The sequence below is a fragment of the Serratia sp. TSA_130.1 genome, from assembly GCF_052691795.1.
In genome coordinates this window covers 20,557-44,213 of record NZ_JBQZFS010000010.1, presented here as the reverse complement: position 1 = coordinate 44,213, position 23,657 = coordinate 20,557, and the positions used below count along the sequence as shown (strand labels likewise).

The window sequence follows — 23,657 nt, the reverse complement described above, 5'->3', positions numbered from 1 at the left end:
ATTGAGGTCCTGTTCGCCTTCTCGCTACGCGGCATCCTGCGGCAGGTTGAGATCGCGGCCGCGGGTTTCGGGAGCAAAGAAGGTGGTGATTAAGCCGATGGCCGCCATTACAACAAAATAGCAGGCGACAGGCCACCAGTGACCGAAACCGGACAGCAGCGCGGTGGCGATCAGCGGCGCGGTGCCGCCCGAGAGGATCGAACCGAGCTCTTTGGCGAACGCCATCTTGGAGTAGCGATTCTTCACGCCGAACAGTTCGACGCCGTAGGCCGCCTGAACGCCGAAGATCCCCAGCGACGCGATGCACATGCCGACCACGATCACCGAGATGACGATAGCCGGTTCACGGCTGTCGAGCAGCCAGAACGCCGGGAAGGCGTACAGCACCAGCAGCAGGCAGAACCAGCGGTAGGTGATGCGGCGGCCGAAGCGATCGGACAGCCAGCCGGCCAGCGGGATCACCAGAAAACCGCACAGCGAGGCGATCAACACCGCCAGCGCCGGCACCGATTTATCGACCATCAGCACCTTGGCGACGTAGCCGACGATAAAGCCCTGGCACAGGTAGGAAGGGCCGTTTTCGCCGATGCGCAGGCCGAGCATCACCCAGAACGCTTTGGTACGTTGCAGGTAGCTGCGCGTATCCGGCGCGGCCTGGGCGGCGTCCAGCATGCGCTGGTGGTTTTGCTGCAGCTCGCGTTCGAACACCGGCGTTTCCCGCACGTGACGGCGCAGGTACAGCGCCACCCCGGCGATCAGAATGCTGGCGAGGAACGGAATGCGCCAGCCCCAGCTCATCAGATCTTCCTTGTCCAGCTGCAGCACCAGCAGCCATACCAGCGACGCCAGCAGGGTGCCGCTGTTGGAGCCGATGGCGATGATCGACGCCACCAGCCCGCGCCGCTTGGCCGGCGCGTATTCCGCCAGCATCACCGCGCCGCCGGACAGCTCCGCACCGGCGCCGAACCCCTGCGCGAAGCGCAGGATCACCAGGCAGGCGGGCGCCCAGACGCCGATTTGCGCATAGGACGGGATCAGGCCGATCAGCGTGGTGGAGAGGCCCATCAGCGCCACGGTGGTGATCAGCACCACGCGGCGGCCTTTGCGGTCGCCGATCCAGCCGAACACCAGCGCGCCGATCGGCCGCGCGACGAAGCCGACGGAGTAGGTGGCGAAACTGGCCAGCAGCGCCACCAGCGGCGTGGCTTCCGGGAAGAACACGTCGCCGAACACCATGCCGGCCGCCAGGCCGTACAGCGCGAAGTCGACGTATTCCATGGCGGTGCCGAGCCAGCAGGAGAAGGTGGCGCGCCAAAATTGGCTGCGCCCCTCTTTGGTCGCCAGGCGTTCATCGGCCGCCAGCGCGGCGTCGGCGGTCTGTGAAGGGGCAAGCGTTGTTTCGCTCATGGCAGTGCTATCCTCTTTTGTTCTGCGCCTGGAGGGGCGCGGTTAAAGATGGTTTCCCTGGTGCCGGCAACAAAGGTGTGCCGACAAATCATGTCGGACGCATGGCGATTCAACGCTGCTGTATCAGGGTATCTACGCGCGTAGATAACACAACGCGAGGAAGCTGAAACTTTGCGGGCGATCACAGAATCGTCAGCGCGCCGGGAAATGAAGATAGAGAATGCGGATGGCAAAAAGATGACAGAACCCCGGTTTTTCCGGCCGATAGGCCTGCCGTTTTCGCCACGAATCAGCCTGCCGCTTTCGCATTTCTGCGCTACAATGGGGGCCTGTTAACAGTTTGTATCGTCTGGCGCGCCGTACCGGCTGCGGTTCAGGCGAGGAGTAAAGCAATGTCTGGCATCAGGGATTCCATCCTGCCGCCGCTGGAGTGGTTATCCGAACAGGATCCTCCGGCGCCCGCCGCCGTCAGCGACTGGCTGATGGAGTTAGGCTCCATGACCCGCCGATTTGAACGCCATTGCGCCCAGGTGCGCGTTGAACCGCAGCGCGAATGCTTCGTCACGCGCGAGGCGCTGGGCGACGAGGCGAACCACCTGCCCGACAGCCCGCGCTACTGGCTGCGCGAAGTGGTGCTGCTGGGCGACGACCAGCCCTGGCTGCTGGGGCGCACGGTGATCCCGGAACATACGCTGACCGGCCCCGATCAGGCGTTGGTGGATCTGGGGACGCTGCCGCTCGGGCGCTATCTGTTCAGCAGCGGCGATCTGACCCGCGACTATATCCATATCGGCCGGCAGGACGCGCTGTGGGCGCGTCGTTCACGGCTGCGGCTGGCGGGCAAGCCGCTGCTGCTGACCGAACTGTTTTTACCGGCTTCGCCGCTGTATTCAGCGGTTCCCGCATAAGAGAGGAGAGCAAGACGTTGGAGGGAAGCGTGACTCAAAGTAAATGGCGGGCTTACAGCCATTTGATGCGCATTGATAAACCGATCGGCACGCTGTTGCTGCTGTGGCCGACGCTGTGGGCGCTGTGGCTGGCCGGGAAAGGCGTGCCGCCGCTGTCGATTCTGGTGGTGTTCGTGCTCGGCGTGTTCCTGATGCGCGCCGCCGGCTGCGTGGTGAATGATTACGCAGATCGCGCGGTGGACGGCTACGTAAAGCGCACCGCCGGGCGGCCGATGCCGAGCGGCCGGGTGAGCGCGAAAGAGGCCAAGGTGCTGTTCGTGGTGCTGGTGCTGATCTCGTTCTGCCTGGTGTTGACGCTGAATGCGATGACCATCTGGCTGTCGCTGGCGGCGCTGGCGCTGGCCTGGGTATATCCTTTTATGAAGCGGGTGACCAACCTGCCGCAGTTCGTGCTGGGCGCCGCGTTCGGCTGGGGCATTCCGATGGGCTATGCGGCGGTCAGCGAATCGCTGCCGCTCAGCTGCTGGCTGCTGCTGCTGGCGAACATCTGCTGGACGGTGGCCTATGACACGCTGTATGCGATGGTCGATCGCGACGATGATCTGAAAATAGGCATCAAGTCCACCGCTATCCTGTTCGGGCGTTATGACAAGCTGATCGTCGGGCTGTTGCAGTTCGCGACGCTGCTGCTGCTGGTGTGGGTCGGTTATCTGGCGCAGCTCGGCGGGGCGTTTTACTGGTCGCTGTTGCTGGCGGGCGCGCTGTTCATTCACCAGCAGAAGCAGATCGCCGGGCGCGAGCGCGAGGCCTGTTTCAAGGCCTTCCTGCAGAACAATTATGTCGGGCTGGTGGTGTTTATCGGCATCGCGCTCAGCTATCTGCCGGCGTAACGGTTTCCTGCAGCAAGAAAAAAGGCACCCCTCGGGGTGCCTTTTGTGTTTCCGCGCCGGGCGAAATCACTCGTCTTTCTCTTCTTGCGCATTGGTTTGCGGCAGAGCGTTGGTCTCTTCCGGCATGTTGACGCTTTCGATGGTCAGCTTGATTTCCGGCGTGATCAGATCGCTCAGCATGTTGTACACCTCGAGGGTGTGCTCGCGGATCGCATCGCCGCTGTCGTTGATGTAGCCTTCTTCGCGCAGCGTCGCCACCAGGGTGGAGAATACCGCCTTGTCGAAGAACTCCGGCGCGTTGATGCCGTGCAGCACCGACAGACGCTGTGCCATGATGCGGCTCTCTTTCTCCAGCGCGCCGCGGTTGATGCTCGGGTTGGCGCTGAGGATCGACATAGTGATGGCGTAGCGTTGCAGGGTTTCGCGCACCCCGGCGGCCAGCAGCTGCAGCGGGCGAATGCGCGCCGGGTTCAGCACCAGCTCGTCGCCTTTGTCGCAGATCAGCTGTTGGCGGATCAGCTCGTCGATCATCGGCCGCAGCACGTCCGGCAGCTGCTCCTTGTCGTTATGCAGGAACAGCTCGGCTTTCAGCATCGGGTAAATCATGCCAATCTGGCGCAGCAGTTCGGCGCGCGATACCCGGCGATGATGCATGACGATGCTGGCGATCAGCGACGGCAACACCAGCAGGTGGTGGATGTTGTTGCGGTAATAGGTCATCAGCACCGCCTGCTCGCGCGGCAGAATGATGATGTCGCCGATGTTGTCCTTTTCCACCTCGAACTTGTTCATGTTCAGCGCGTGATCCAGCAGCTCGTCCGGCGTCTGCGTCGGTACGGTGACGTCATGCGCGTAAGGCGCGTTGCGCATCAGCTGCAGGTAGCACTCGAGCTGCTCGAGCAATTGTTCGCGGGTCAGCGAACGCTGGCGCGAGGCCAGCAGCGCGGTGGAACACAGGTTCATGGCGTTGGCCGCGGCGGCATTGTTGATGCGCACCATGATCTGGCCGGCGAGATCGTTGACCGTCGGCGTCAACCAGCTTGGGCGCTGAGCTTCGATCGGATCGATCGACTCGCGCCACTGCGGCACGTGCTGGTTGAGGTAAGCGGTCAACGGCAGCGGTTCGCCGAAGTTGACGTAACCCTGGCCCAGATTGCGCAGTTTGCGCAGGCCGCGCAGCATCTGCAACAGGCTCTCTTTTTCCTTGGTGGCGCCGCGCAGCTCTTTGGCGTAGGTGCCCACTTCCATCACATGCTCGTAGCCGATGTAGATCGGCACCAGCGTGATCGGACGGGCGCCGCCGCGCAGCATCGCCTGGATGGTCATCGACAGGGTGCCGGTTTTCGGTTCCAGCAGACGCCCGGTGCGGGAGCGGCCGCCTTCCACGAAGTATTCCACCGAGTAACCGCGGGTGAACAGCTCGCCGAGGTATTCGCGGAACACCGTCGAGTAAAGCTTGTTGCCCTTGAAGGTGCGGCGGATGAAGAACGCGCCCAGGCGACGGAAGATCGGGCCGGCCGGCCAGAAGTTGAGGTTGATGCCCGCGGCGATGTGCGGCGGCACCAGGCCCTGGTGATACAGCACGTAGGACAGCAGCAGATAGTCCATGTGGCTGCGGTGGCAGGGCACGTAGACGATCTCGTGGCCGTCCTGCGCCAGCTGGCGCACGCGCTCGGCGTTGGTGACGTTGATGCCCTGATACAGCCGGTTCCAGGTCCAGCTCAGCACGCGATCGGACAGACGCACGGTTTCGTAGGAGAAGTCGGCGGCGATCTCTTCCATCAACGCGATGGCGTTCTGCTGGGCCTTCTCGTGCGAGATCTTCTTGCTGCGCGCTTCGTCCTCGACCGCTTTTTCGATCGCTTTGGACGCCAACAGCTTGTTGAACAGATCCTGACGGGCCGGCAGGCTTGGGCCTACAGCGGCCAGGCGTTGACGCGAGAAGTGCATGCGCGCCACGCGCGCCAGTTTCTGCGCGATGGTTTTATCCGTGCCGTGTTCGGTGGCCATGCGGCGCAGCGAAACGGTGTTGGAGAAGCGCACGAAGCTGTCGCGGCCGAGCCACAGCACGGCGAAGAATTTTTGCACGCCGTTCAACAGACGCAGGTGCGGCGTGCCGTGGCCTTCGCGGCCCGGCGAGCGGCCGAACATGACCGAAACCGGCAGCATCTGAATGTCGAGATCCGGATTGCTGCGATGCAGATCCAGGTAGTCGTGGAACAGCTTTACCGACTCTTCTTTCGGGGTGTAGTAGCGGAACACGCGCGGGCCGTCGTGAATGAACACGTAGCTCGGCAGCACAGTGCCGTCGATCTCCAGCGCGTTGAGCGGATCGGGCAGATCCTGCGCCAGGCACTGGGTGCGCAGCGTCAGCAAATCCGCCTTGGAATTGTAAGGTAAAACATACAAAATCGGCCGTGAGGGATCCAACCCTAGCTCGGTAACCGGATCTGAAGGGATGACCTTACTTCTTACCAACAATTTAAGTGGTAAATTCAATATTTTATAATAAATTTTACGCCAACCTGACATAACAACGTGAAGCCTCTTGTTAGCAATGCGCCGCAAGCATACCAGAAACCGGGTAGCAGATCTGTGGTGTTCGAAAACCGAGAGCCGTCAGCGCGGACTGTTCTAGACTCTTTTTATTATGACCGACCTCTGAGAAAGGCACGAAAACATGGCAAACCAAGCAACCGGATTGACCCGCATCATCAAGGCCGCCGGCTATTCTTATAAAGGGCTTTCCGCCGCCTGGCAACACGAGGCGGCGTTCCGCCAGGAACTGGTGGTGACCCTCCTGGCTATCATACTGGCTGTCTGGCTGGACGTGGGTGCGATAGCGCGCATTTTATTGATCGGATCGGTGGCGCTGGTGATGATCGTCGAGATCCTGAACAGCGCGATCGAGGCGGTGGTGGATCGCATCGGCAGCGAACACCATGAGCTGTCCGGGCGGGCCAAGGACATGGGATCGGCGGCGGTGTCGCTGGCGATCGTACTCGCGCTGTTCGTTTGGGGCACGGTCTTGTGGCAGCATTTTGGCTGATGCAAAGCGCCTACTGACTGATTTTTATTTATTCTTCGGTTCCCAATCCGCGCTTACCTGTATATACTCACAGCAAGACTGTATAAACAAACAGGGGGCGGAATGAAAGCACTAACTACCAGACAGCAAGAGGTCTACGATCTGATTCGCGATCATATTTCGCAAACGGGCATGCCGCCGACGCGTGCCGAGATCGCGATGCGTCTGGGGTTCCGTTCGCCTAACGCCGCCGAAGAGCACCTGAAGGCGCTGGCACGCAAAGGCGTGATCGAAATCGTCTCCGGCGCGTCGCGCGGTATCCGCCTGCTGATGGAAGAAGAAGAAGGGCTGCCGCTGATCGGCCGCGTCGCCGCCGGCGAGCCGCTGCTGGCGCAGCAGCACATCGAAGGGCACTACCAGGTGGATCCATCCCTGTTCAAACCGAGCGCCGATTTCCTGTTGCGGGTGAACGGCATGTCGATGCGCGACATCGGCATTCTGGACGGCGATCTGCTGGCGGTGCACAAAACACAAGACGTGCGCAACGGCCAGGTCGTGGTCGCGCGCATCGAAGACGAAGTGACGGTCAAACGCTTGAAAAAGCACGGCAACGTGGTTGAACTGCTGCCGGAGAACAACGAATTCCAACCGATCGTGGTCGATCTGCGCCAGCAGAATTTCACGATCGAAGGGCTGGCGGTCGGCGTGATCCGCAACGGCGACTGGATTTAATCGCCGCGCCATTACCGCCGCTCCCTGTATCAATCGCCCCTGTTTTGGGGCGTTTTTGTTTCTGACTTCGCCCTTCGTCACTCTGTCACAGGAACATCCCATCATGCGCCTGATTTCCGCCTTCACCAGCGACACCGATAAAGCCCTGTGGCGCCTCGCCCTGCCGATGATTTTCTCCAATATCACCGTGCCGCTGCTCGGGCTGGTGGACACCGCGGTGATCGGCCACCTCGACAGCCCGATCTATTTGGGAGGCGTGGCGATCGGCGCGGTGGCGACCAGCTTCCTGTTCATGCTGCTGCTGTTCCTGCGCATGAGCACCACCGGCCTCGCGGCGCAGGCGCTGGGAGCGAAGAACCCGCAGGCGCTGGCGCGCGCCTTTATGCAACCGCTGCTGCTGGCGTTGTTGGCCGGGGGGGCGATCGTCCTGTTGCGCTACCCGCTGATCGAACTGGCGCTGCGGATCGTCGGCGGCGATGGCGCGGTGCTGGAGCAGGCGCGGCGTTTTCTTGAGATCCGCTGGTTGAGCGCGCCAGCGGCGCTGGCCAACCTGGTGCTGCTGGGCTGGCTGCTCGGCGTGCAGTACGTGCGTGCGCCGGTGATCCTGCTGATCGTCGGCAACCTGCTGAACATCGTGCTGGATATTTGGCTGGTGATGGGCCTGGGTTGGAACGTGCGAGGGGCGGCGGCGGCCACCGCCATCGCCGAATATGCCACGCTATTGCTCGGCCTGTGGCTGGCGTGGCGGGTGATGCGTCTGCGTGGTATTACCCTGGCGATGTTGCGTCAGGCCTGGCGTGGCGATCTGCGTCGCCTGCTGGCGCTCAATCGCGACATCATGTTGCGTTCATTGCTGCTGCAGCTGTGCTTTGCGTCGCTGACCATTTTCGGCGCTCGCCTGGGGAGCGATGTGGTGGCGGTTAACGCGGTGTTGATGAACCTGCTGACGTTTACCGCCTATGCGCTCGACGGCTTCGCTTATGCGGTGGAGGCCCATTCCGGCCACGCCTACGGCGCCCGGGACGGCAGCCAACTGCGTAAGGTGTGGCACGCGGCCTGCAGGCAGGCGGGGCTGGTCGCGTTGGCCTTCGGCCTGGCGTATGCCGTTACCGGCCAGCAGATCGTGGCGGCGTTGACCTCCCTACCGGAGCTGCGCGCGTTGGCCGCCCACTATTTACCGTGGCAGGTCATTTTGCCGCTGGTCGGGGTGTGGTGCTATTTGCTGGATGGCATGTTTATCGGCGCCACGCGCGGCGCTGAGATGCGTAACAGCATGGCGGTGGCCGCGGCAGGGTACGGTCTGACGCTGTTCAGTGTGCCGCTGCTTGGCAATCACGGGCTCTGGCTGGCGCTGGCGGTGTTTCTGACGTTGCGTGGCGTGGCATTGGGCTGGATTTGGCACCGTCACCAGGTGCGCGGCAGCTGGTTTACTGCACATTAAACCGGACGTTTTGTTGGGTTAATGGTTAGTTTTTCTTATGATTTTGGTCATGTTTGCTTACATGTTTTCAGCCTTGATCTGTTCGCGTTAGTTCGTTGTTTGTTAGCGTTTTTTGTTTTTATTTTGTTTGTTAATGGTTTTTTATTCTGTGTTTTGGCTTTTTTATTTCCATGTTTAACTAGAATGAATCATGTGGCTGGTAAATGAAGGGGAGCGGTGCTTCTTAAGGTGAAGGAAGCATCGGCCAGAAAAATTTCTGGTTAACCCCGACCGGCAACAGGGATCACTGATTCACCACAGGTTAACGGAGAGACTATGAATAAAGATCAAGCCGACGGTAACTGGAAGCAGCTGAAAGGCAAAGTGAAAGAGAAATGGGGCAAGCTGACCGATGACGATCTGACGGTCATCGAAGGGAAACGCGAACAGCTGGTCGGCAAAATTCAGGAGCGCTACGGTTACCAGAAAGAGGCGGCCGAAAAAGAGGTGAAGGCCTGGGAAGATCACACCAAACACCGCTGGTAACACGCAGGGCCGCCACTGACGGCGGCCGGCAACAGCGCAGGCCGGCGTCGCTCCATCCTCTGGCGCCCCGGCCGCAGGTACAGGGAAGTACCTGACTTCGTCTTACTTCTTCTTGATGGCGATGCTGTGATCGTGTTCGGCGCAGTCATGCTTGCTGTCACAAGCTTCAACTTCAACGCAACCGGCGCACAGACCGTGCGCTTCCACCACGCTGTGCCGCAGTGCAAATCCGGCTTCCTGTGCCAGCTTCTGCAGCGTTTCCTCCACGCCTTCGGTGGTGCGTTCGGTCACCTGGCCGCAGCGGTCGCAGATAAACAGCGCGGACGTATGCATCGGCTGTTCGAAATGGTGGCACAGCACGTAGCTGTTGGCCGATTCCACTCTATGGATAAACCCTTGCTCCAGCAGAAAATCCAGCGCGCGGTATACCGTCGGCGGCTTGGCCTGCGGTTCGGCGACGCGCAGCAGATCGAGCAGGTCATATGCGCTGATTGCACCGGGTTGCTGAGTCATCAGACGCAGCACTTCCAGCCGTTGCGGCGTCAATCGCACATTGCGTTGCTGGCAGAGGCGTTCAGCCTGCGCCAGCAGCTTTTCCTGGGTGGTTGAGTTCATCGCAAATATCCCGGTACGTAAAAAAGCCGATTTTACCATGATTACGGCGAATCGCCGAGAGTTGCCCCCTTTTCCCCTGATGATAGCGCAGGGAAAGGCGCGCCGATCGCGCTAAAAGAGAGATGCGTCACAACTTTTCCCCGCCGTCGGGCGGCAAATCAACGTTGCCGTTTTTAGCGCTGGAGAGCGGGGGACGAGAGCGGTATAACGCCTTTCACCCGCGTGATGAGCAGGAGCCCTGTGTGATGACGGAAAGAGAGAAGCTGTTAAGCGGCCTGGAGTACAACAGCCGCGATGAAGAACTGATCGGGATGTATCGTAAGGTCTATAAAGGGGGGATTATGGGGGGAAGGGGGCACATGGCAAAAATAATATTGTCTGTAACAATATTATTTTAAATCGTGTAATGATGAGTGATTTAATAGTAATCTTATTAGATTTTACTGCTTTGCGCTATCCTTGATGCTATATATTTTATTGAGTTTCATGGTTTTTTATTTGATGAGACGTTTTTTTATAATTTTGATAGCCACTTTTATTAAGTGGCCATTAATTATTTATGTTCCAATTAACGATGTATTCTTTTTTCTATTTTTTCATACAGCAATATACCTAAAATGGCAGATGCAAGTATTGTGATAAAGCCGGAAATTAGGCATATCCATATATTGGAAGTGCTTTTAGATACCATTCCGTAAGCTAACACTATGAATGAGTGACTCAAGTATATAGTATATGATGCATCACCAATCTTTAAGAGGGTTTTACTATCTTGATTAATCGGTAAGATAAAAATCAGTATCAATACGCTTAATAGGTAGTCTAGGATTACAGGTTTGTCAATGTAGGTCGCTATTAGTATCAATATGGTTGTAATTATCCACAGGGTATGATTATTCACTCCTGCCAGAACTTTTGTTATAACATGTTGGTTTTTCTCTAGTAATATCCCCAGTACGAAAAGTAAAAGTAACCAATTTGAGAAAAATAAATTCAATTCTGCCGCAGGGAATATATTAAGGTGTGAAAGCATTACTAATGCTGAAAAAAATACAAGTAATAAAATCGGCATTAATTTCTTGCTTGTTCCTAACATTATGAAAAATGCAAATGTTATATAAAATAGCATTTCATATCTTAATGTCCATGCTTGTGTCAAAACTGGTGGTGTTATTTTATCTTCCGTTATTCCATATGGTATGAGAAGATATGAAAATAATATTTGTGAGACACTATAGTGATGGGAGCGCATTGCCAGGCCTAAACCCCATAATGCAAGAAATACTGAAAGATATACCCAATATAAAGGATATATCCTCTTTACTCTTTTTTGTATGAAAACTTTAGCATATGAAACATCAAAGGTTTTGTTTTTTGTCGTATAGGACATTATATAGCCACTGATAGCAAAGAAAACATATACGCCAATGTTACCCATATTAACTGTTTTCTTAAGCATTGTATCAATAAAGTCAATGCCTGTAGACTGATAGAGCGAGAATTGCGTTACAGTATGGTCTATGACGACAAGCATAGCTGCTATCGCTCTAGCGTACTGTAATGATTCTAATTTTTTCATAATTACCTTTTTGAATGATTATGGTATTTAGTTATTTTCACTTTTTAATTTAGAAAACTAAAAATATTGCCCTGAACACCTTGGTTAAACTTCGTTATGAAGTAAGCTTCATTATTAAGGTCTCCTTGGTTTGGCGGTATTTATACCTGAGGGCTAGTAAATTATGGTATGCTCGATAATTATTATTTCAATGGACAATGTAGTATTGATATCTTTATTTTAAACATGATTATTGTAATTTCCTTATTTTTACTTTTTCAGTAATCATATATTTTATGTTGGTAAATAGCAGATATCATAAGAGAATAAATATGCGGTTTCCACGATTTTCCTTTTTTTAGGAACATCCTTATATTTCCTTATGACGTTAATAAAAACATAGTATCAGAGTATTTACAATGGTAAAAGGTAATCGATTCTAAAGCGTTGCTACCTCTAGTTTATTTGGGCAAAGCTCAATAACCCCCTCTGGGGCAGCCATGCCGGGTTATCCGCTCGTTGGAATAGGGCGTTATCGACGAGCAGGAGGCAAGGGGGCGGGATGGCGCTCTTTGCGGTGCGGGCCGGCGTTTGCCAACGGGCGGTCATCGGCCAATGCCAGACGTGCGGTCGCCAAACGGCTCATGACGGTGCCGATCGGCACCGCCAGCACTTTTGCGGCTTCCCGGTAAGACAGCCCTTCGACATACACCAGAAACAGCGCGTTGCGCTGGGCCGTCGGCAGCCGGCTGACGCGCCGCATCACTTCATGGAGCCAGACCGGCTGTTCGCCGTTGTCCGCATCGCCCAGCTCTTCCGCCGCCATGCAGCCTTGCCCCTGGCGAAGATGTTGGGCGCGAATTTCATTGAGCCAAATAGAGTGCAAGATGGAAAACAGCCAGCGATCCAGGTGTGAACCGGGGGTGAATTGCGCGGCGCGCTCCAGCGCACGCAGGCAGGTAGCCTGCACCAGATCGTCGGCGACATCCCGCCGGTGCGAGAGCACCAGCGCATAGCGCCACAGGCGGGAGAGATAGTGGCCGAGTTCATCGCGTATCGCATCGCCGCTGATAGTCACCTCCGCAGGCGCGTCGGATCAAGATTCCGGGTGGCGGTCGATGGCCGCCGCCAAATCGCGGTACTCCTCGCACCCGGTGCCGCACAGCGACTGGATCACCTGCAGCTGTTGGCGAGCCAGATCGGGCCGGCCTTTCAGCATATAGGCTTCCCCCAGGTACTCGCGCACTTTGGGGTATTTCGGATCGAGGGCTACTGATTTTAAATAATAGCCGATCCCTTCATCGGTGCGGCCAAGCTTGCGCGTGGCGTAGCCACGATAGTTCAGCGCAACGGCGGTGTTGGGATTTTTCAACGTATTGAGCATATCGAGCGCTTCCTGATAACGGCCGCTTTTCGCCAGTGCATAGGCGTAGTTAGTGCGGTCGGCGTCGTCGACCTTGCCGCTTTTATCTACCATGCAGGTCTGAGTTTTGCTGTCGTAGACCTGGCCTTTCGGACAGGTTGGCGGGGTTTGGCCGCTGCCGTCGCCGCCCATCGCCAGCGCCGCGCCGGACAACAGCAGGCAGCCGGCAATGGCCGATGCCAGCAGGCGTTTAATGAAGCTGTTCATGGTTATGTCCTCAAGGCAGAGGCGCCGTGCGCGCCCGTAATGAGATAACACCTGAACGAGCGGGTTTATTCGCCTTGTCTCCGCTTATTTTTGCCGGCGGCAAGCGGGTTTTCCCAACGGCGCCGATTGTCGTTATAATAGCCGTTTGCGGCCGCGCGCCGTTCGTTGAACCCAGACAGACTCAGGTAGCCAGTAACTCAGCATGACGAAAGACAACCACGCCCCAACCTACGCCGCCAATCGTTTCTCCATCGCGCCGATGCTCGACTGGACCGATCGTCATTGCCGTTACTTCCACCGCCTGCTGACCAAGGAAACGCTGCTGTACACCGAGATGGTGACTACCGGCGCTATCATCCACGGCAAGGGCGACTATCTGGCCTACAGCGAAGAAGAGCATCCGGTGGCGCTGCAGCTGGGCGGCAGCGATCCGGCCGCGTTGGCGCACTGCGCCAAACTGGCGGAGCAGCGCGGTTACGACGAGATTAACCTCAACGTCGGCTGCCCGTCCGATCGCGTGCAAAACGGCATGTTCGGTGCCTGTTTGATGGGGCAGGCGACGCTGGTCGCCGACTGCATCAAGGCGATGCGCGACGTGGTGTCGATCCCGGTGACGGTGAAGACCCGCATCGGCATCGACGATCAGGACAGCTACGCCTTCCTGTGTGACTTTATCGAGACCGTCGCCGGGCGCGGCGAGTGCGACATGTTCACCATCCACGCGCGCAAGGCCTGGCTCTCCGGCCTCAGCCCGAAAGAAAACCGCGAAGTGCCGCCGCTGGACTATCCGCGCGTCTATCAGTTGAAGCGGGATTTCCCGGCGTTGACCATCGCCATTAACGGCGGGGTGAAAACGCTGGAAGAGGCGCGGCAGCACCTGCAGCACTTGGACGGCGTGATGATGGGGCGCGAGGCGTATCAGAATCCGGGTATCCTGGCGCGGGTCGACAGCGAACTGTTCGGCGCGCAGACCGCGGTGCCGGACAGCGTGGCGATCGTCGAAGCGCTGTATCCGTATATCGAGCGCGAGCTGTCTAACGGCACCTATCTTGGCCACATTACTCGCCATATTCTCGGTCTGTTCCAGGGCGTGCCGGGCGCGCGCCAGTGGCGTCGCCATCTGAGCGAGAACGCCCACAAGCCGGGCGCCGATGCGCGGGTGGTGGAGCAGGCGCTGGCGCTGGTGCGTCAGCCGCGCGTCGAAATGGCGTAATCCACAAAAAATTTGACCAATAGTTAGTGTTTTTCACCAGGCGTTCGGTGCGTTACCGGATGCCTGCCTTCGGTTTTCAATAGGTTAGCCCATCCGCCGTTCTGGCACGCTTCTTGTAATCCACTCTGCAGATACGTTGTATTGCAAAGGAGCAATCATGTTGGAAATCTTCTTTCTCATTGGTTTTGTGGTGATGCTGATGGTGACCGGCATCTCGCTGCTGGGGATCTTCGCAGCGCTGTTGGCGGCGGCGGCATTCATGCTGTTGGGCGGGCTGTTCGCAGTGGTCATTAAGCTGCTGCCGTGGCTGATTTTGGCGGTGGTTGGGGTATGGATTTACCGTTCAATGCAGAAACCCCAGATCCGGCGTTACTGATTTTTTGCTGAATAATCAGACAGTCACACTGAAACTTGCACAATTTCCCGCACCGCGAATGCGGCAGCGATCACAGCTTGGCAGTTTTCCCCGGCGATGTGGCACATAAAGCGTGTTTTTTGCCGGACGGGGCTGTTAGGATGTGGGTCGATGCAGTGATGCGACCGATTTCATCACCGTGAGAGACACCTAAAATTCGTGTTGCTAAAGCAACCCCTGTCTCTGGCGGACTCTGCTCTACCCCTACAAAACGCAGTAACAGAAAGGGCTCCGCAAGGAGCCCTTTTCTTTGGCCGCGATCAGGGGATCAGCAGGCTGGAACCGCTGGTGCTGCGGCTTTCCAGCACCTGGTGCGCACGCTGGGCGTCGGCCAGCGCGAATTTCTGCTCGTCTCTCACCTCCACCCGAATGGCGCCGCTGCCGATCAGCGAGAACAGCTCGTTGCTGGCGTACTGCAGCTCGGCGCGGTTGGTGATGTAGCCGTTGAGGGAAGGGCGGGTGACGTACAGCGAGCCCTTCTGATTCAGCAGCGCCAGATCGACGCCGGTCACCGGGCCGGACGCGTTGCCGAAGCTGACCATCAGGCCGCGCCGCTTCAGGCTGTTGAGCGAGGCCTGCCAGGTGCTTTGCCCCACCGAATCGTACACCACGCCGACCTTCTCGCCGTGCGTCAGCTCGGCCACCCGCTGGGCGATATCCTCTTTATGGTAGTTGATGGTGGCCCAGGCGCCGGCCTGCTTCGCCAGCGCCGCCTTCTCGTCGGAGCCGACGCTGCCGATCAGGCGCGCGCCCAGCGCTTTGGCCCACTGACAGGCGATCAGCCCGACGCCGCCGGCGGCTGCATGGAACAAAAATACTTCACCCGGCTGCACTTCGTGGGTCTGGCGCAGCAGATAGTGCACCGTCAGCCCTTTCAGGAAAGAAGCGGCGCCTTGCTCAAAGCTCAGGTTGTGCGGCAGCAGCGCCACTTTCTCTTCCGGCACGTTGTGGATCTCGCTGTAGGCGCCGAGCGACGACTGCGCATACACCACCCGGTCGCCCGGTTTGATCGCGCTGACCCCGGCGCCGACCTTGACCACCACGCCGGCCGCTTCGGTGCCGAGGCCGCTCGGCAGGCTGGCCGGCGCGTACAGCCCGCTGCGCACATAGGTGTCGATGTAGTTGATGCCGATCGCCTTGTTCTCGATCTGCACTTCACCGGCAGCCGGATCGAGCGGTGTAAAATCAACGTATTGCAAGACTTCCGGTCCGCCGACGGCGGAGAATTGAATGCGCTTGGCCATAGGGTTACCTCGTTGGAGTGTCTGATTTCACCCTATTCTTTTTATTATCGGAGATCCAGTTCGCCCGTGCGGGGGTCAATACCTTTTTTGCATCGGTTATGACGCAAAAATCACGTATACTCTCGCGTCAGGATCCTTCATTCGCAACCGGATAAAGACTACGTTTCATGGCAGGAAAAAAACCAACCAACAAAACAAACGCGGACGAAACCAGAGAGCGTTCCAGAGATCGTCAGATGGAAGGGCTGAAGATGCCGCCGCACTCGCTGGAGGCCGAGCAGTCGGTGTTGGGCGGTTTGATGCTGGATAACGAGCGTTGGGACAACGTGGCGGAACGCGTGGTCGCCAACGACTTCTTCAGCCGCCCGCATCGCCTGATCTTTACCGAGATGCAGCGTCTGCTGGAGATGAGCAAGCCTATCGACCTCATCACCCTGTCCGAATCGCTCGAACAGAAGGGCGAACTGGACTCGGTGGGGGGCTTCGCCTACCTGGCCGAGCTGTCGAAAAACACCCCGAGCGCCGCCAACATCGGCGCCTACGCCGACATCGTACGCGAGCGCGCGGTGGTGCGCGAAATGATCTCGGTGGCTAACGAAATCGCCGACGCCGGCTACGATCCGCAGGGGCGCAGCAGCGAAGACCTGCTCGATCTGGCGGAATCCCGCGTATTCCAAATCGCCGAGAACCGCGCCAGCAAAGACGAGGGCCCGAAGGGCATCGAACGCATCCTGGAAGACACCGTCTCGCGCATCGAACAGCTGTATCAGCAGCCGCATGACGGCGTGACCGGGGTCGATACCGGCTATCAGGACCTCAACAAGAAAACCGCGGGCATGCAAAAGTCCGATCTGATCATCGTCGCCGCCCGTCCATCGATGGGGAAAACCACCTTCGCCATGAACCTGTGCGAAAACGCCGCGATGACCCAGGAGAAACCGGTGCTGATCTTCAGCCTGGAGATGCCCGGCGAGCAGATCATGATGCGTATGCTGGCGTCACTGTCGCGCGTGGATCAGACGCGCATCCGTACCGGCCAGCTCGACGACGAGGACTGGGCGCGCATTTCCAGCACCATGGGCATCCTGCTGGAGAAGCGCAACATGTACATCGACGACTCCTCCGGCCTGACGCCGACCGAGGTGCGCTCGCGCGCGCGGCGCATTTTCCGTGAGCACGACGGGCTTAGCCTGATCATGATCGACTACCTGCAGCTGATGCGCGTGCCGGCCTTGTCCGACAACCGTACGCTGGAGATCGCCGAGATTTCGCGCTCGCTGAAGGCGCTGGCGAAAGAGCTGCAGGTGCCGGTGGTGGCGCTGTCGCAGCTGAACCGAAGCCTGGAGCAGCGCGCCGACAAACGCCCGGTCAACTCCGACCTGCGTGAATCCGGCTCCATCGAGCAGGACGCCGACCTGATTATGTTCATCTATCGTGATGAGGTGTATCACGAGAACAGCGATCTGAAAGGGATCGCGGAAATTATTATCGGTAAGCAGCGTAACGGCCCAATCGGCACCGTGCGCCTTACCTTTAACGGCCAGTGGTCGCGTTTCGATAACTACGCGGGGCCACAATACGATGACGAATAATCAGCTAAGGAACTGAAATGAAAGCGGCAACCGCTGTAATCGACCGCCGCGCTCTGCGACATAATCTGCAACAGGTGCGCCGCCAGGCGCCGCAAAGCCGCCTGATTGCCGTTGTGAAAGCAAACGCTTATGGACATGGCCTGCTGGAAACAGCACACACCCTGCAAGACGCCGACTGCTACGGCGTAGCGCGCATCGGCGAGGCGCTGATGCTGCGCTCCGGCGGCATTGTCAAGCCGATCCTGCTGCTGGAAGGCTTCTTCAGCGCCGAAGACCTGCCGGTGCTGGTGGCGAACAACATCGAAACCGCGGTGCACAGCATCGAACAGCTCGAGGCGCTGGAACAGGCCGAGCTGGCGCGCCCGGTGCCGGTGTGGATGAAGCTCGATACCGGCATGCATCGGCTGGGGGTGCGTCCCGAACAGGCGGAGGCGTTTTATCAGCGTCTGTGCGCCTGCCGCAACGTGGCGCAGCCGGTCAATATCATGAGCCACTTCAGCCGCGCCGACGAGCCGGAGTCCGACGCCACCCTGAAACAGATCGCCTGCTTCGAGCAGTTCGCGCGCGGCAAACCGGGCCATCGCTCGGTCGCCGCCTCCGGCGGCACGCTGCTGTGGCCGGACGCCCACAACGAGTGGGTGCGCCCCGGCATCATTCTGTACGGCGTGTCGCCGCTGGATAACGGCAGCGGCGCCGAGCATGGTCTGCAGCCGGCGATGACGCTGAAATCCAGCCTGATCGCGGTGCGCGAGCACAAGGCTGGTGAAGCGGTGGGCTATGGCGGCACCTGGATCAGCCCGCGCGATACTCGCCTTGGCGTGGTGGCGATGGGGTACGGCGACGGCTACCCGCGCAGCGCGCCGACCGGCACGCCGATCCTGATCAACGGCCGCGAAGTGCCGATCGTCGGCCGGGTGTCGATGGACATGATTTCGGTCGATCTCGGGCTGGACGCCGCCGATAAGGTGGGGGATGAAGCGGTGCTGTGGGGGCCGGCGTTGCCGGTCGAGCGCATCGCCGCCTGTACCGGCATCAGCGCTTATGAACTGATCACCAAGCTCACGCAGCGCGTGGCGATGGAATACATCGGCGACTGATACGCCGCAGGGGCCGACGCGCGTCGGCCCCGTTTCTCAGCGGGTTACTTCTTTACCGCCAACCACTTGTCGATAACCTTCTGATACTCGCCGGTCGCCTTGGCCAGGTGCAGCCACTGATCCACATACAGTTTCCAGCTCAGATCGTCGCGCGGCAGCATATAAGCCTTTTCGCCGTACTGCATCGGTTTGGTCGGATTCACCGCGCACAGCTTCGGATAGCGCTTCTGCTGGTACAGCGCCTCGGAGGCGTCGGTGATCATCACGTCCGCCTTGCGATCCACCAACTGCTGGAAAATGCTCATGTTGTCGTGCGTCAGCGTCAGCTTGGCTTTTGGCAGATAGGCGTGCACGAAGGCTTCGTTGGTGCCGCCCGCCGGTTCCAGCAGACGCACCGACGGTTTGTTGATCTGTTCTATCGTGCGGTATTTCTTCACGTCGGTGCAGCGCACCAGCGGAATTTTGCCGTCGGTATCCAGCTTGTCGGCGAAGAACACCTGTTTTTGTCGCTCCAGCGTGACGGAGATGCCGCCCATGGCGATGTCGCACTTGCCGGAGGCGAAGTCCGGCGTCAGGGTTTTCCAGCTGGTTTTCACCCACTTCACCTTGGCACCGAGGCTCTTCGCCAGCGATTCCGCCATGTCGATATCGATGCCTTCATAGCTGCCATCTTCCTTGAGGAAGGTGTAGGGCTTGTAGTCGCCGGTGGTGCAGACCTCCAGGGTCTTTTGCTGCAGCACTTTGTCCAGGTGGGATTGCGCGCCGGCGCTGCCGGCGGCGAGCAGCAGCGCGAGAGGGAGTAACTTTTTCATCTGGCGTCCTTTTTATACATTCGTGGTTTTATGCGTTACTTCGCCGTTAATTGTCGTTTGCCTGCATGAGTTAGCCGTTTTTTATGCCGCTTACCGGCGAAAACGCCGGGCGTTGCTGCTGTACGCGATTTAAGCGCCAGGGTGTGACGTCGGCAACGGTAAAAAAACTGGTAGGCTGTAACGTCAACATTTATTAACACAGTTTACAGGTGGCTATGTACAACATTGACGATTTTGATATGAAAATCCTGACGCTGTTACAGGCCAACGGCCGTTTGACCAATCAGGAGCTGAGCGAACTGGTGGGGCTTTCCGCTTCCCAGTGTTCACGGCGGCGCATCAGCCTGGAGCAGGCGCAGCTGATCCGCGGCTACCACGCGCGGCTGGCGCCGGAGGCGGTCGGCCTGGGGCTGGTGGGGCTGATTGAAGTCAGCCTGATCACGCACGCTCAGGAGCAGATCGACAGCTTTCATCAGATGCTGGAGGACGTGGACGCGATCCTGGACGCTTACAAGACCACCGGCGACGCCGATTACCTGCTGAAAGTGGCGGTGGCGGACCTGCCGGCGCTGAGCGAGTTCATCAGCCAGACGCTGTCGCCGCACAAAAGCGTGGCGCATATCAAAACGGCGGTGGTGCTCAATCGCATCAAGGAAAACGGTTTGTTGCCGGTGACGCGAGAAAGCTGAAACCGAATACGCTTTTCCGTCTATATTAGGAACGTAACGCTGTGCCCAAACCACAATAAATAAACCAGGAGAAAAAAACGTGTTCCAGAACGTTGACGCCTATGCCGGCGATCCCATTCTGTCGCTGATGGAAAAATTCAAACAAGACCCGCGCGCGCACAAGGTGAACCTGAGCATTGGCCTGTACTACGATGCGCAGGGCGTTATTCCGCAGATGCGTGCGGTCGCCGCGGCGCAAGCGCAGTTGAACAGCGTCGAGCACGGCGCCTCGGTATACCTGCCGATGGAAGGGCTGCAATCCTACCGCACCGCCATCCAGCATTTGCTGTTCGGCGAGCAGCACCCGATGCTGCAGCAGGGGCGCATCGCCACCATTCAGACCGTCGGCGGTTCCGGCGCGCTGAAAGTGGGCGCCGACTTCCTGAAAAGCTACTTCCCGAATTCGCAGGTGTGGGTCAGCGATCCCACCTGGGAAAACCACGTCGCCATCTTCAGCGGCGCCGGTTTCAAGGTGAATACCTATCCGTATTTTGACGGCGAAAGCCTGGGCGTGAAGTTCGACGCCATGCTGGCTGCGCTGAAACAGCTGCCGAAGCACAGCATCGCGCTGCTGCATCCGTGCTGTCACAACCCGACCGGCTCAGACCTGACCCCCGCCCAGTGGGACGAAGTGATCAAGGTGATCGCCGATCGTGAGATCATTCCGTTCCTCGACATCGCCTATCAGGGCTTCGGCGGCGGTATGGAGCAGGACGTCTACGCCATTCGCGCCATTGCGGCGGCCGGCTTGCCGTGCCTGGTGAGCAACTCGTTCTCGAAGATCTTCTCGCTGTACGGCGAGCGCGTCGGCGGCCTGTCGGTGGTGTGTGAAAGCGAAGAAGCGGCCGGGCGCGTGCTGGGCCAGCTGAAGGCGACCGTGCGCCGCAACTACTCGAGCCCGCCGAACTTCGGCGCGCAGCTGGTAGCTAAAGTGCTGAACGACGCTGAGCTGAAAACTCAGTGGCTCAATGAAGTGGAAAGCATGCGCACCCGCATTCTCGAAATGCGCCACGCGTTGGTGGACACCCTGAAGAGCGCGCTGCCGCAGCGCAACTTCGATTACCTGCTGGCGCAGCGCGGCATGTTCAGCTACACCGGCTTCAGCGCGGCGCAGGTCGATCGCCTGCGCGAAGAGTTCGGCGTCTACCTGATCCACAGCGGCCGCATGTGCGTGGCCGGCCTGAACCACGACAACGTGCGTCAGGTAGCCGAGGCGTTTGCTGCGGTGCAGTAACGCCTGTTAGTCTGAATGGACGTTCATCGGGAGCGATAGCGATATCGCTCCTTTTTTATTGCCGGCGCGCCGCCGAAGTTGCCGCAAACCGGAGAGAGAATATACTGATTGAGGGGCGCTCACTCATGTGGCATCAGCAAACGCTAATCCTCAGCGCAAAAGCGCGTGGCTTTCATCTGGTTACCGACGAGATCACCAACCAGTTAACCCACTTACACCGCCTGCAAACCGGCCTGCTGCATCTGTTGCTGCAGCATACCTCGGCCTCGCTGACGCTCAACGAGAACTGCGATCCCACGGTGCGAGCCGATATGGAGCAGCATTTTCTGCGTCAGGTGCCGGAAAACGCCCCCTATCAACATGACTACGAAGGGCCGGACGACATGCCGGCGCACATCAAATCCTCGCTGCTGGGCGCTTCCTTGACGCTGCCCGTCAGGCACGGGCGGCTGATGTTGGGCACATGGCAGGGCATCTGGCTGGGGGAGCACCGCATCCACGGCGGAGCACGCCGTATTGTGGCCACATTACAGGGGGAATAACCCAATGAATAACAGCGCATTGCTGGAGTACTGCATGGCGAAGCCGGGCGCGGAGCAAAGCGACCAGAACCAGTGGCAGGCCAGCCAGATCAAGGTGGGCGACGTGATGTTCGCCATGGTGTGCGAAGTGGAAGGGCGGCCGGCGCTGGCGGTCAAGTCCAGCCCGGAGCTGGCGGAAAGCCTGCGCGAACACCACCCTGAGATCGTCGCCTGCGACGGCCTGAACAAGGCGCACTGGAATACGGTATTTCTCGACGGCAACCTGCCGAACTCGCAGTTTTATACGTTGATCGACAGCTCCTATCAGCTGGTGGTGGAAGGCCTGCCCGAACACGTGCGCCAGGAACTGCGCGCCTGATTGCCGGGCGGCGGCGCCGCCCGTTTTCTCCTGCTTTCTCGCGTTAAACCGTGATCGCGGTTTTAAATTGGGAACGTTCCCTTTTTATTGCCGGGCTAAAGCGGCTACGCTTGGGCATTCAAGAAACGCGGATGAAGGAGGCCGACATGGCCATGAGCGAAGAAAAGCGCAAGATGATCGCCGGGGAACTGTACGACGCCGGCGATGAACTGCTGCGCAGCGAGCGTCGGCGCGCGCGCCAGATAACGCATCGCTACAACCACTCATCGCCGGAAGAGGGCGAGCTGCGCAAACAGTGGCTGGACGAGCTGCTGGGCGGCTATCAAGGCGGCGCCATCGAGCCGACGTTCCGCTGCGACTATGGCTATAACATCTATCTCGGCAAGAACTTCTACGCCAATTTCGACTGCGTGATCCTCGACGTGTGCGAGGTGCACATCGGCGACAACTGCCTGCTGGCGCCGGGCGTGCATATCTACACCGCCACTCATCCGCTGGACGCCGAGACCCGCGTCGGCGGCGCGGAGTTCGGCAAGCCGGTCAAGATTGGCAACAACGTGTGGATCGGCGGGCGCGCGGTGATCAATCCGGGCGTGACCATCGGCGATAATGCGGTCGTGGCCTCCGGCGCGGTGGTGACCAAAGACGTGCCGGCCAACTGCGTGGTGGGCGGCAACCCGGCGCGCGTGCTGAAAACGCTGTAAGCCCTCGGGCGGATTAAAACATGCTGCCATGGCGCTCGAAGCCGTGCATCTCGATGTCTTTGAGCGCCTTGAAGCGTTTGACCATCACCGCATGGTCTGACAGCAGATTGCTGATGCGAACAAACAGCTCCTTGTTCTCTTCTTCGCACTGCTCCAGCCAGGCCTGCGGATTCACGCCGTGCTGCATCCAGGGGCCGACGGCCAGCAGCCGCACCGTGTTGGCGTAGTTCGGGCACACCGCGAGCGCCACGCGATCGGCGGAATACTCCTGCGCGCGAGTGGTCGCCAGGCCGGGCAGCACCAGCGACTGCGGCACAACGCCGATCGCCAGACGCCACAGCGACACGTGCCGCAGCTTGTGATGGGCCAATTCATGGGCCAGCACGAACTCCACGATCTCCGGCGCGGTGGGCATCAGCATGGCGATTTCAGCATGGATCACCACGTAGCGCTGGCGGCGGTTGCATTCCAGCGCGAAGGCGTTGACCACGCCGTTGCCGTTGGTCAGATAAAGCTTGGGCAGCGTCTTGAGTTCCAGCCGACGGCCGATATCCTGATACAGCGCGAACAGTTCCGGAAATTGCGCCGGCCCGATGCGCAAGGCGTTGGATTTCGCCTGTGCGGCGAGATAGAAACGGTAAATATAGAAAGCGATCGGGATCAGCGGTAATAACGCGAGCAGGCTGAGGGTATCCAATGTTTCCTTGGCGTCGTCTCCCAACCCAAGTGCAGTTCCATCCGTATTTACCACGACGGCGGCGATACCAAATAAAAAACCGAACAAGGTAATTATCGCCGATAGCCAGATCATGGGCATTTCCCATCGGTGGCGAAATGCGGTGAAATTACGACATTCCGTCGCATGATGTTGACACATAAAATATCCTTAATAAGGGAAAGCCACGCCTGACATTGTCAGGTAAATAATGAATGTTTAATTATCCATCCGTTTACCTGACACTCAGCTAAACTGTAGTTCGTTTT

The 23,657-nt window shown here is 58.5% G+C and carries 25 protein-coding genes; 16 read left to right on the top strand and 9 right to left on the bottom strand.

The window, feature by feature from the left end; translation table 11 throughout:
* Positions 1-24 precede the first annotated feature (24 nt).
* Positions 25-1,407, bottom strand: coding sequence for an MFS transporter (locus ACUTQY_RS23665; protein WP_033651213.1), 1,383 nt, complete (start codon positions 1,405-1,407; stop codon positions 25-27).
* A gap of 392 nt (positions 1,408-1,799) precedes the next feature.
* On the opposite strand from ACUTQY_RS23665, the gene ubiC reads away from it, so the two are divergent.
* The gene (gene ubiC, locus ACUTQY_RS23660) at positions 1,800-2,315 is read left to right on the top strand and encodes a chorismate lyase (RefSeq protein ID WP_033651214.1); all 516 of its coding nucleotides are present in this window, start codon (positions 1,800-1,802) and stop codon (positions 2,313-2,315) included.
* Positions 2,316-2,332: 17 nt separating this feature from the next.
* Positions 2,333-3,205, top strand: coding sequence for a 4-hydroxybenzoate octaprenyltransferase (ubiA, locus tag ACUTQY_RS23655; RefSeq protein ID WP_025304455.1), 873 nt, complete (start codon positions 2,333-2,335; stop codon positions 3,203-3,205).
* Between the two features lie 66 nt (positions 3,206-3,271).
* Here the strand turns inward: ubiA and plsB are convergent, their stop codons facing one another.
* A complete protein-coding gene (plsB, locus tag ACUTQY_RS23650) occupies positions 3,272-5,737 on the bottom strand; it encodes a glycerol-3-phosphate 1-O-acyltransferase PlsB (protein WP_046687896.1) in 2,466 nt (821 codons plus the stop codon).
* 148 nt (positions 5,738-5,885) lie between these two features.
* On the opposite strand from plsB, the gene ACUTQY_RS23645 reads away from it, so the two are divergent.
* The 4 genes from ACUTQY_RS23645 (at position 5,886) to ACUTQY_RS23630 (ending at position 8,931) form a co-directional block, all read left to right on the top strand.
* Positions 5,886-6,254, top strand: coding sequence for a diacylglycerol kinase (locus tag ACUTQY_RS23645; RefSeq protein ID WP_015379225.1), 369 nt, complete (start codon positions 5,886-5,888; stop codon positions 6,252-6,254).
* A 102-nt stretch (positions 6,255-6,356) separates the two neighbouring features.
* Positions 6,357-6,965, top strand: a complete 609-nt coding sequence (lexA, locus tag ACUTQY_RS23640; RefSeq protein WP_025160136.1) for a transcriptional repressor LexA — start codon at positions 6,357-6,359, stop codon at positions 6,963-6,965.
* A 103-nt stretch (positions 6,966-7,068) separates the two neighbouring features.
* Entirely contained in the window at positions 7,069-8,406 is a 1,338-nt protein-coding gene (gene dinF / locus ACUTQY_RS23635) for an MATE family efflux transporter DinF (protein ID WP_046687895.1), read from the top strand.
* 315 nt (positions 8,407-8,721) lie between these two features.
* Entirely contained in the window at positions 8,722-8,931 is a 210-nt protein-coding gene (locus ACUTQY_RS23630; RefSeq protein ID WP_004936743.1) for a CsbD family protein, read from the top strand.
* A 102-nt stretch (positions 8,932-9,033) separates the two neighbouring features.
* On the opposite strand, the gene zur is transcribed toward ACUTQY_RS23630, so the two are convergent.
* The gene (gene zur / locus ACUTQY_RS23625; RefSeq protein WP_015379223.1) at positions 9,034-9,546 is read right to left on the bottom strand and encodes a zinc uptake transcriptional repressor Zur; all 513 of its coding nucleotides are present in this window, start codon (positions 9,544-9,546) and stop codon (positions 9,034-9,036) included.
* A gap of 122 nt (positions 9,547-9,668) precedes the next feature.
* Between zur and ACUTQY_RS23620 the strand changes: the two genes are divergently transcribed.
* Entirely contained in the window at positions 9,669-9,944 is a 276-nt protein-coding gene (locus tag ACUTQY_RS23620) for a hypothetical protein (RefSeq protein ID WP_232094580.1), read from the top strand.
* Between the two features lie 170 nt (positions 9,945-10,114).
* On the opposite strand, the gene ACUTQY_RS23615 is transcribed toward ACUTQY_RS23620, so the two are convergent.
* The 3 genes from ACUTQY_RS23615 to ACUTQY_RS23605 all read right to left on the bottom strand — a co-directional run bounded on the left by ACUTQY_RS23615 (position 10,115) and on the right by ACUTQY_RS23605 (position 12,734).
* Positions 10,115-11,125 carry an acyltransferase family protein gene (locus ACUTQY_RS23615; protein WP_080376456.1) on the bottom strand — a complete coding sequence of 337 codons (1,011 nt, stop codon included), beginning with the start codon at positions 11,123-11,125 and terminating at the stop codon, positions 10,115-10,117.
* Between the two features lie 511 nt (positions 11,126-11,636).
* A complete protein-coding gene (locus tag ACUTQY_RS23610; RefSeq protein ID WP_096242635.1) occupies positions 11,637-12,182 on the bottom strand; it encodes an RNA polymerase sigma factor in 546 nt (181 codons plus the stop codon).
* Between the two features lie 18 nt (positions 12,183-12,200).
* A complete protein-coding gene (locus ACUTQY_RS23605; RefSeq protein WP_042785465.1) occupies positions 12,201-12,734 on the bottom strand; it encodes a tetratricopeptide repeat protein in 534 nt (177 codons plus the stop codon).
* Between the two features lie 202 nt (positions 12,735-12,936).
* Here ACUTQY_RS23605 and dusA point away from each other — a divergent pair, with 202 nt between their 5' ends.
* A complete protein-coding gene (dusA, locus tag ACUTQY_RS23600) occupies positions 12,937-13,947 on the top strand; it encodes a tRNA dihydrouridine(20/20a) synthase DusA (RefSeq protein WP_033636201.1) in 1,011 nt (336 codons plus the stop codon).
* A gap of 157 nt (positions 13,948-14,104) precedes the next feature.
* Complete coding sequence (gene pspG, locus ACUTQY_RS23595) at positions 14,105-14,323, top strand: envelope stress response protein PspG (RefSeq protein WP_016930270.1); 219 nt, start codon at positions 14,105-14,107, stop codon at positions 14,321-14,323.
* A 299-nt stretch (positions 14,324-14,622) separates the two neighbouring features.
* Here pspG and ACUTQY_RS23590 read toward each other — a convergent pair whose 3' ends face one another.
* Positions 14,623-15,606, bottom strand: a complete 984-nt coding sequence (locus ACUTQY_RS23590; RefSeq protein WP_033644412.1) for a quinone oxidoreductase — start codon at positions 15,604-15,606, stop codon at positions 14,623-14,625.
* A 167-nt stretch (positions 15,607-15,773) separates the two neighbouring features.
* On the opposite strand from ACUTQY_RS23590, the gene dnaB reads away from it, so the two are divergent.
* Complete coding sequence (dnaB, locus tag ACUTQY_RS23585; RefSeq protein WP_025160134.1) at positions 15,774-17,198, top strand: replicative DNA helicase; 1,425 nt, start codon at positions 15,774-15,776, stop codon at positions 17,196-17,198.
* Positions 17,199-17,215: 17 nt separating this feature from the next.
* Entirely contained in the window at positions 17,216-18,295 is a 1,080-nt protein-coding gene (alr, locus tag ACUTQY_RS23580; RefSeq protein WP_046687893.1) for an alanine racemase, read from the top strand.
* A gap of 44 nt (positions 18,296-18,339) precedes the next feature.
* Here the strand turns inward: alr and ACUTQY_RS23575 are convergent, their stop codons facing one another.
* Entirely contained in the window at positions 18,340-19,107 is a 768-nt protein-coding gene (locus ACUTQY_RS23575; protein ID WP_033651220.1) for a transporter substrate-binding domain-containing protein, read from the bottom strand.
* Positions 19,108-19,322: 215 nt separating this feature from the next.
* On the opposite strand from ACUTQY_RS23575, the gene ACUTQY_RS23570 reads away from it, so the two are divergent.
* The 5 genes from ACUTQY_RS23570 (at position 19,323) to maa (ending at position 22,673) form a co-directional block, all read left to right on the top strand.
* Positions 19,323-19,796, top strand: coding sequence for an Lrp/AsnC family transcriptional regulator (locus ACUTQY_RS23570; RefSeq protein ID WP_025304444.1), 474 nt, complete (start codon positions 19,323-19,325; stop codon positions 19,794-19,796).
* A gap of 79 nt (positions 19,797-19,875) precedes the next feature.
* Positions 19,876-21,069, top strand: a complete 1,194-nt coding sequence (locus tag ACUTQY_RS23565; protein WP_033644416.1) for an amino acid aminotransferase — start codon at positions 19,876-19,878, stop codon at positions 21,067-21,069.
* A gap of 125 nt (positions 21,070-21,194) precedes the next feature.
* The gene (locus tag ACUTQY_RS23560; RefSeq protein ID WP_016930264.1) at positions 21,195-21,611 is read left to right on the top strand and encodes a secondary thiamine-phosphate synthase enzyme YjbQ; all 417 of its coding nucleotides are present in this window, start codon (positions 21,195-21,197) and stop codon (positions 21,609-21,611) included.
* A 4-nt stretch (positions 21,612-21,615) separates the two neighbouring features.
* Positions 21,616-21,969, top strand: a complete 354-nt coding sequence (locus tag ACUTQY_RS23555; RefSeq protein WP_019453210.1) for an MmcQ/YjbR family DNA-binding protein — start codon at positions 21,616-21,618, stop codon at positions 21,967-21,969.
* Positions 21,970-22,115: 146 nt separating this feature from the next.
* Positions 22,116-22,673, top strand: coding sequence for a maltose O-acetyltransferase (maa, locus tag ACUTQY_RS23550; protein ID WP_033644419.1), 558 nt, complete (start codon positions 22,116-22,118; stop codon positions 22,671-22,673).
* Between the two features lie 13 nt (positions 22,674-22,686).
* Here maa and ACUTQY_RS23545 read toward each other — a convergent pair whose 3' ends face one another.
* Complete coding sequence (locus tag ACUTQY_RS23545; protein ID WP_158524121.1) at positions 22,687-23,484, bottom strand: M48 family metallopeptidase; 798 nt, start codon at positions 23,482-23,484, stop codon at positions 22,687-22,689.
* Between the last annotated feature and the right edge of the window lie 173 nt (positions 23,485-23,657).

What these genes read in the sequence shown, in the direction of transcription:
- ACUTQY_RS23665 (WP_033651213.1), bottom strand. Translation starts at nt 1,407, where the DNA reads ATGAGCGAAACAACGCTTGCCCCTTCACAGACCGCCGACGCCGCGCTG.
- ubiC (WP_033651214.1), top strand. Translation starts at nt 1,800, where the DNA reads ATGTCTGGCATCAGGGATTCCATCCTGCCGCCGCTGGAGTGGTTATCC.
- plsB (WP_046687896.1), bottom strand. Translation starts at nt 5,737, where the DNA reads ATGTCAGGTTGGCGTAAAATTTATTATAAAATATTGAATTTACCACTT.
- ACUTQY_RS23645 (WP_015379225.1), top strand. Translation starts at nt 5,886, where the DNA reads ATGGCAAACCAAGCAACCGGATTGACCCGCATCATCAAGGCCGCCGGC.
- lexA (WP_025160136.1), top strand. Translation starts at nt 6,357, where the DNA reads ATGAAAGCACTAACTACCAGACAGCAAGAGGTCTACGATCTGATTCGC.
- dinF (WP_046687895.1), top strand. Translation starts at nt 7,069, where the DNA reads ATGCGCCTGATTTCCGCCTTCACCAGCGACACCGATAAAGCCCTGTGG.
- ACUTQY_RS23630 (WP_004936743.1), top strand. Translation starts at nt 8,722, where the DNA reads ATGAATAAAGATCAAGCCGACGGTAACTGGAAGCAGCTGAAAGGCAAA.
- zur (WP_015379223.1), bottom strand. Translation starts at nt 9,546, where the DNA reads ATGAACTCAACCACCCAGGAAAAGCTGCTGGCGCAGGCTGAACGCCTC.
- ACUTQY_RS23620 (WP_232094580.1), top strand. Translation starts at nt 9,669, where the DNA reads ATGCGTCACAACTTTTCCCCGCCGTCGGGCGGCAAATCAACGTTGCCG.
- ACUTQY_RS23615 (WP_080376456.1), bottom strand. Translation starts at nt 11,125, where the DNA reads ATGAAAAAATTAGAATCATTACAGTACGCTAGAGCGATAGCAGCTATG.
- ACUTQY_RS23605 (WP_042785465.1), bottom strand. Translation starts at nt 12,734, where the DNA reads ATGAACAGCTTCATTAAACGCCTGCTGGCATCGGCCATTGCCGGCTGC.
- dusA (WP_033636201.1), top strand. Translation starts at nt 12,937, where the DNA reads ATGACGAAAGACAACCACGCCCCAACCTACGCCGCCAATCGTTTCTCC.
- pspG (WP_016930270.1), top strand. Translation starts at nt 14,105, where the DNA reads ATGTTGGAAATCTTCTTTCTCATTGGTTTTGTGGTGATGCTGATGGTG.
- ACUTQY_RS23590 (WP_033644412.1), bottom strand. Translation starts at nt 15,606, where the DNA reads ATGGCCAAGCGCATTCAATTCTCCGCCGTCGGCGGACCGGAAGTCTTG.
- dnaB (WP_025160134.1), top strand. Translation starts at nt 15,774, where the DNA reads ATGGCAGGAAAAAAACCAACCAACAAAACAAACGCGGACGAAACCAGA.
- alr (WP_046687893.1), top strand. Translation starts at nt 17,216, where the DNA reads ATGAAAGCGGCAACCGCTGTAATCGACCGCCGCGCTCTGCGACATAAT.
- ACUTQY_RS23575 (WP_033651220.1), bottom strand. Translation starts at nt 19,107, where the DNA reads ATGAAAAAGTTACTCCCTCTCGCGCTGCTGCTCGCCGCCGGCAGCGCC.
- ACUTQY_RS23570 (WP_025304444.1), top strand. Translation starts at nt 19,323, where the DNA reads ATGTACAACATTGACGATTTTGATATGAAAATCCTGACGCTGTTACAG.
- ACUTQY_RS23560 (WP_016930264.1), top strand. Translation starts at nt 21,195, where the DNA reads ATGTGGCATCAGCAAACGCTAATCCTCAGCGCAAAAGCGCGTGGCTTT.
- ACUTQY_RS23555 (WP_019453210.1), top strand. Translation starts at nt 21,616, where the DNA reads ATGAATAACAGCGCATTGCTGGAGTACTGCATGGCGAAGCCGGGCGCG.
- maa (WP_033644419.1), top strand. Translation starts at nt 22,116, where the DNA reads ATGGCCATGAGCGAAGAAAAGCGCAAGATGATCGCCGGGGAACTGTAC.
- ACUTQY_RS23545 (WP_158524121.1), bottom strand. Translation starts at nt 23,484, where the DNA reads ATGATCTGGCTATCGGCGATAATTACCTTGTTCGGTTTTTTATTTGGT.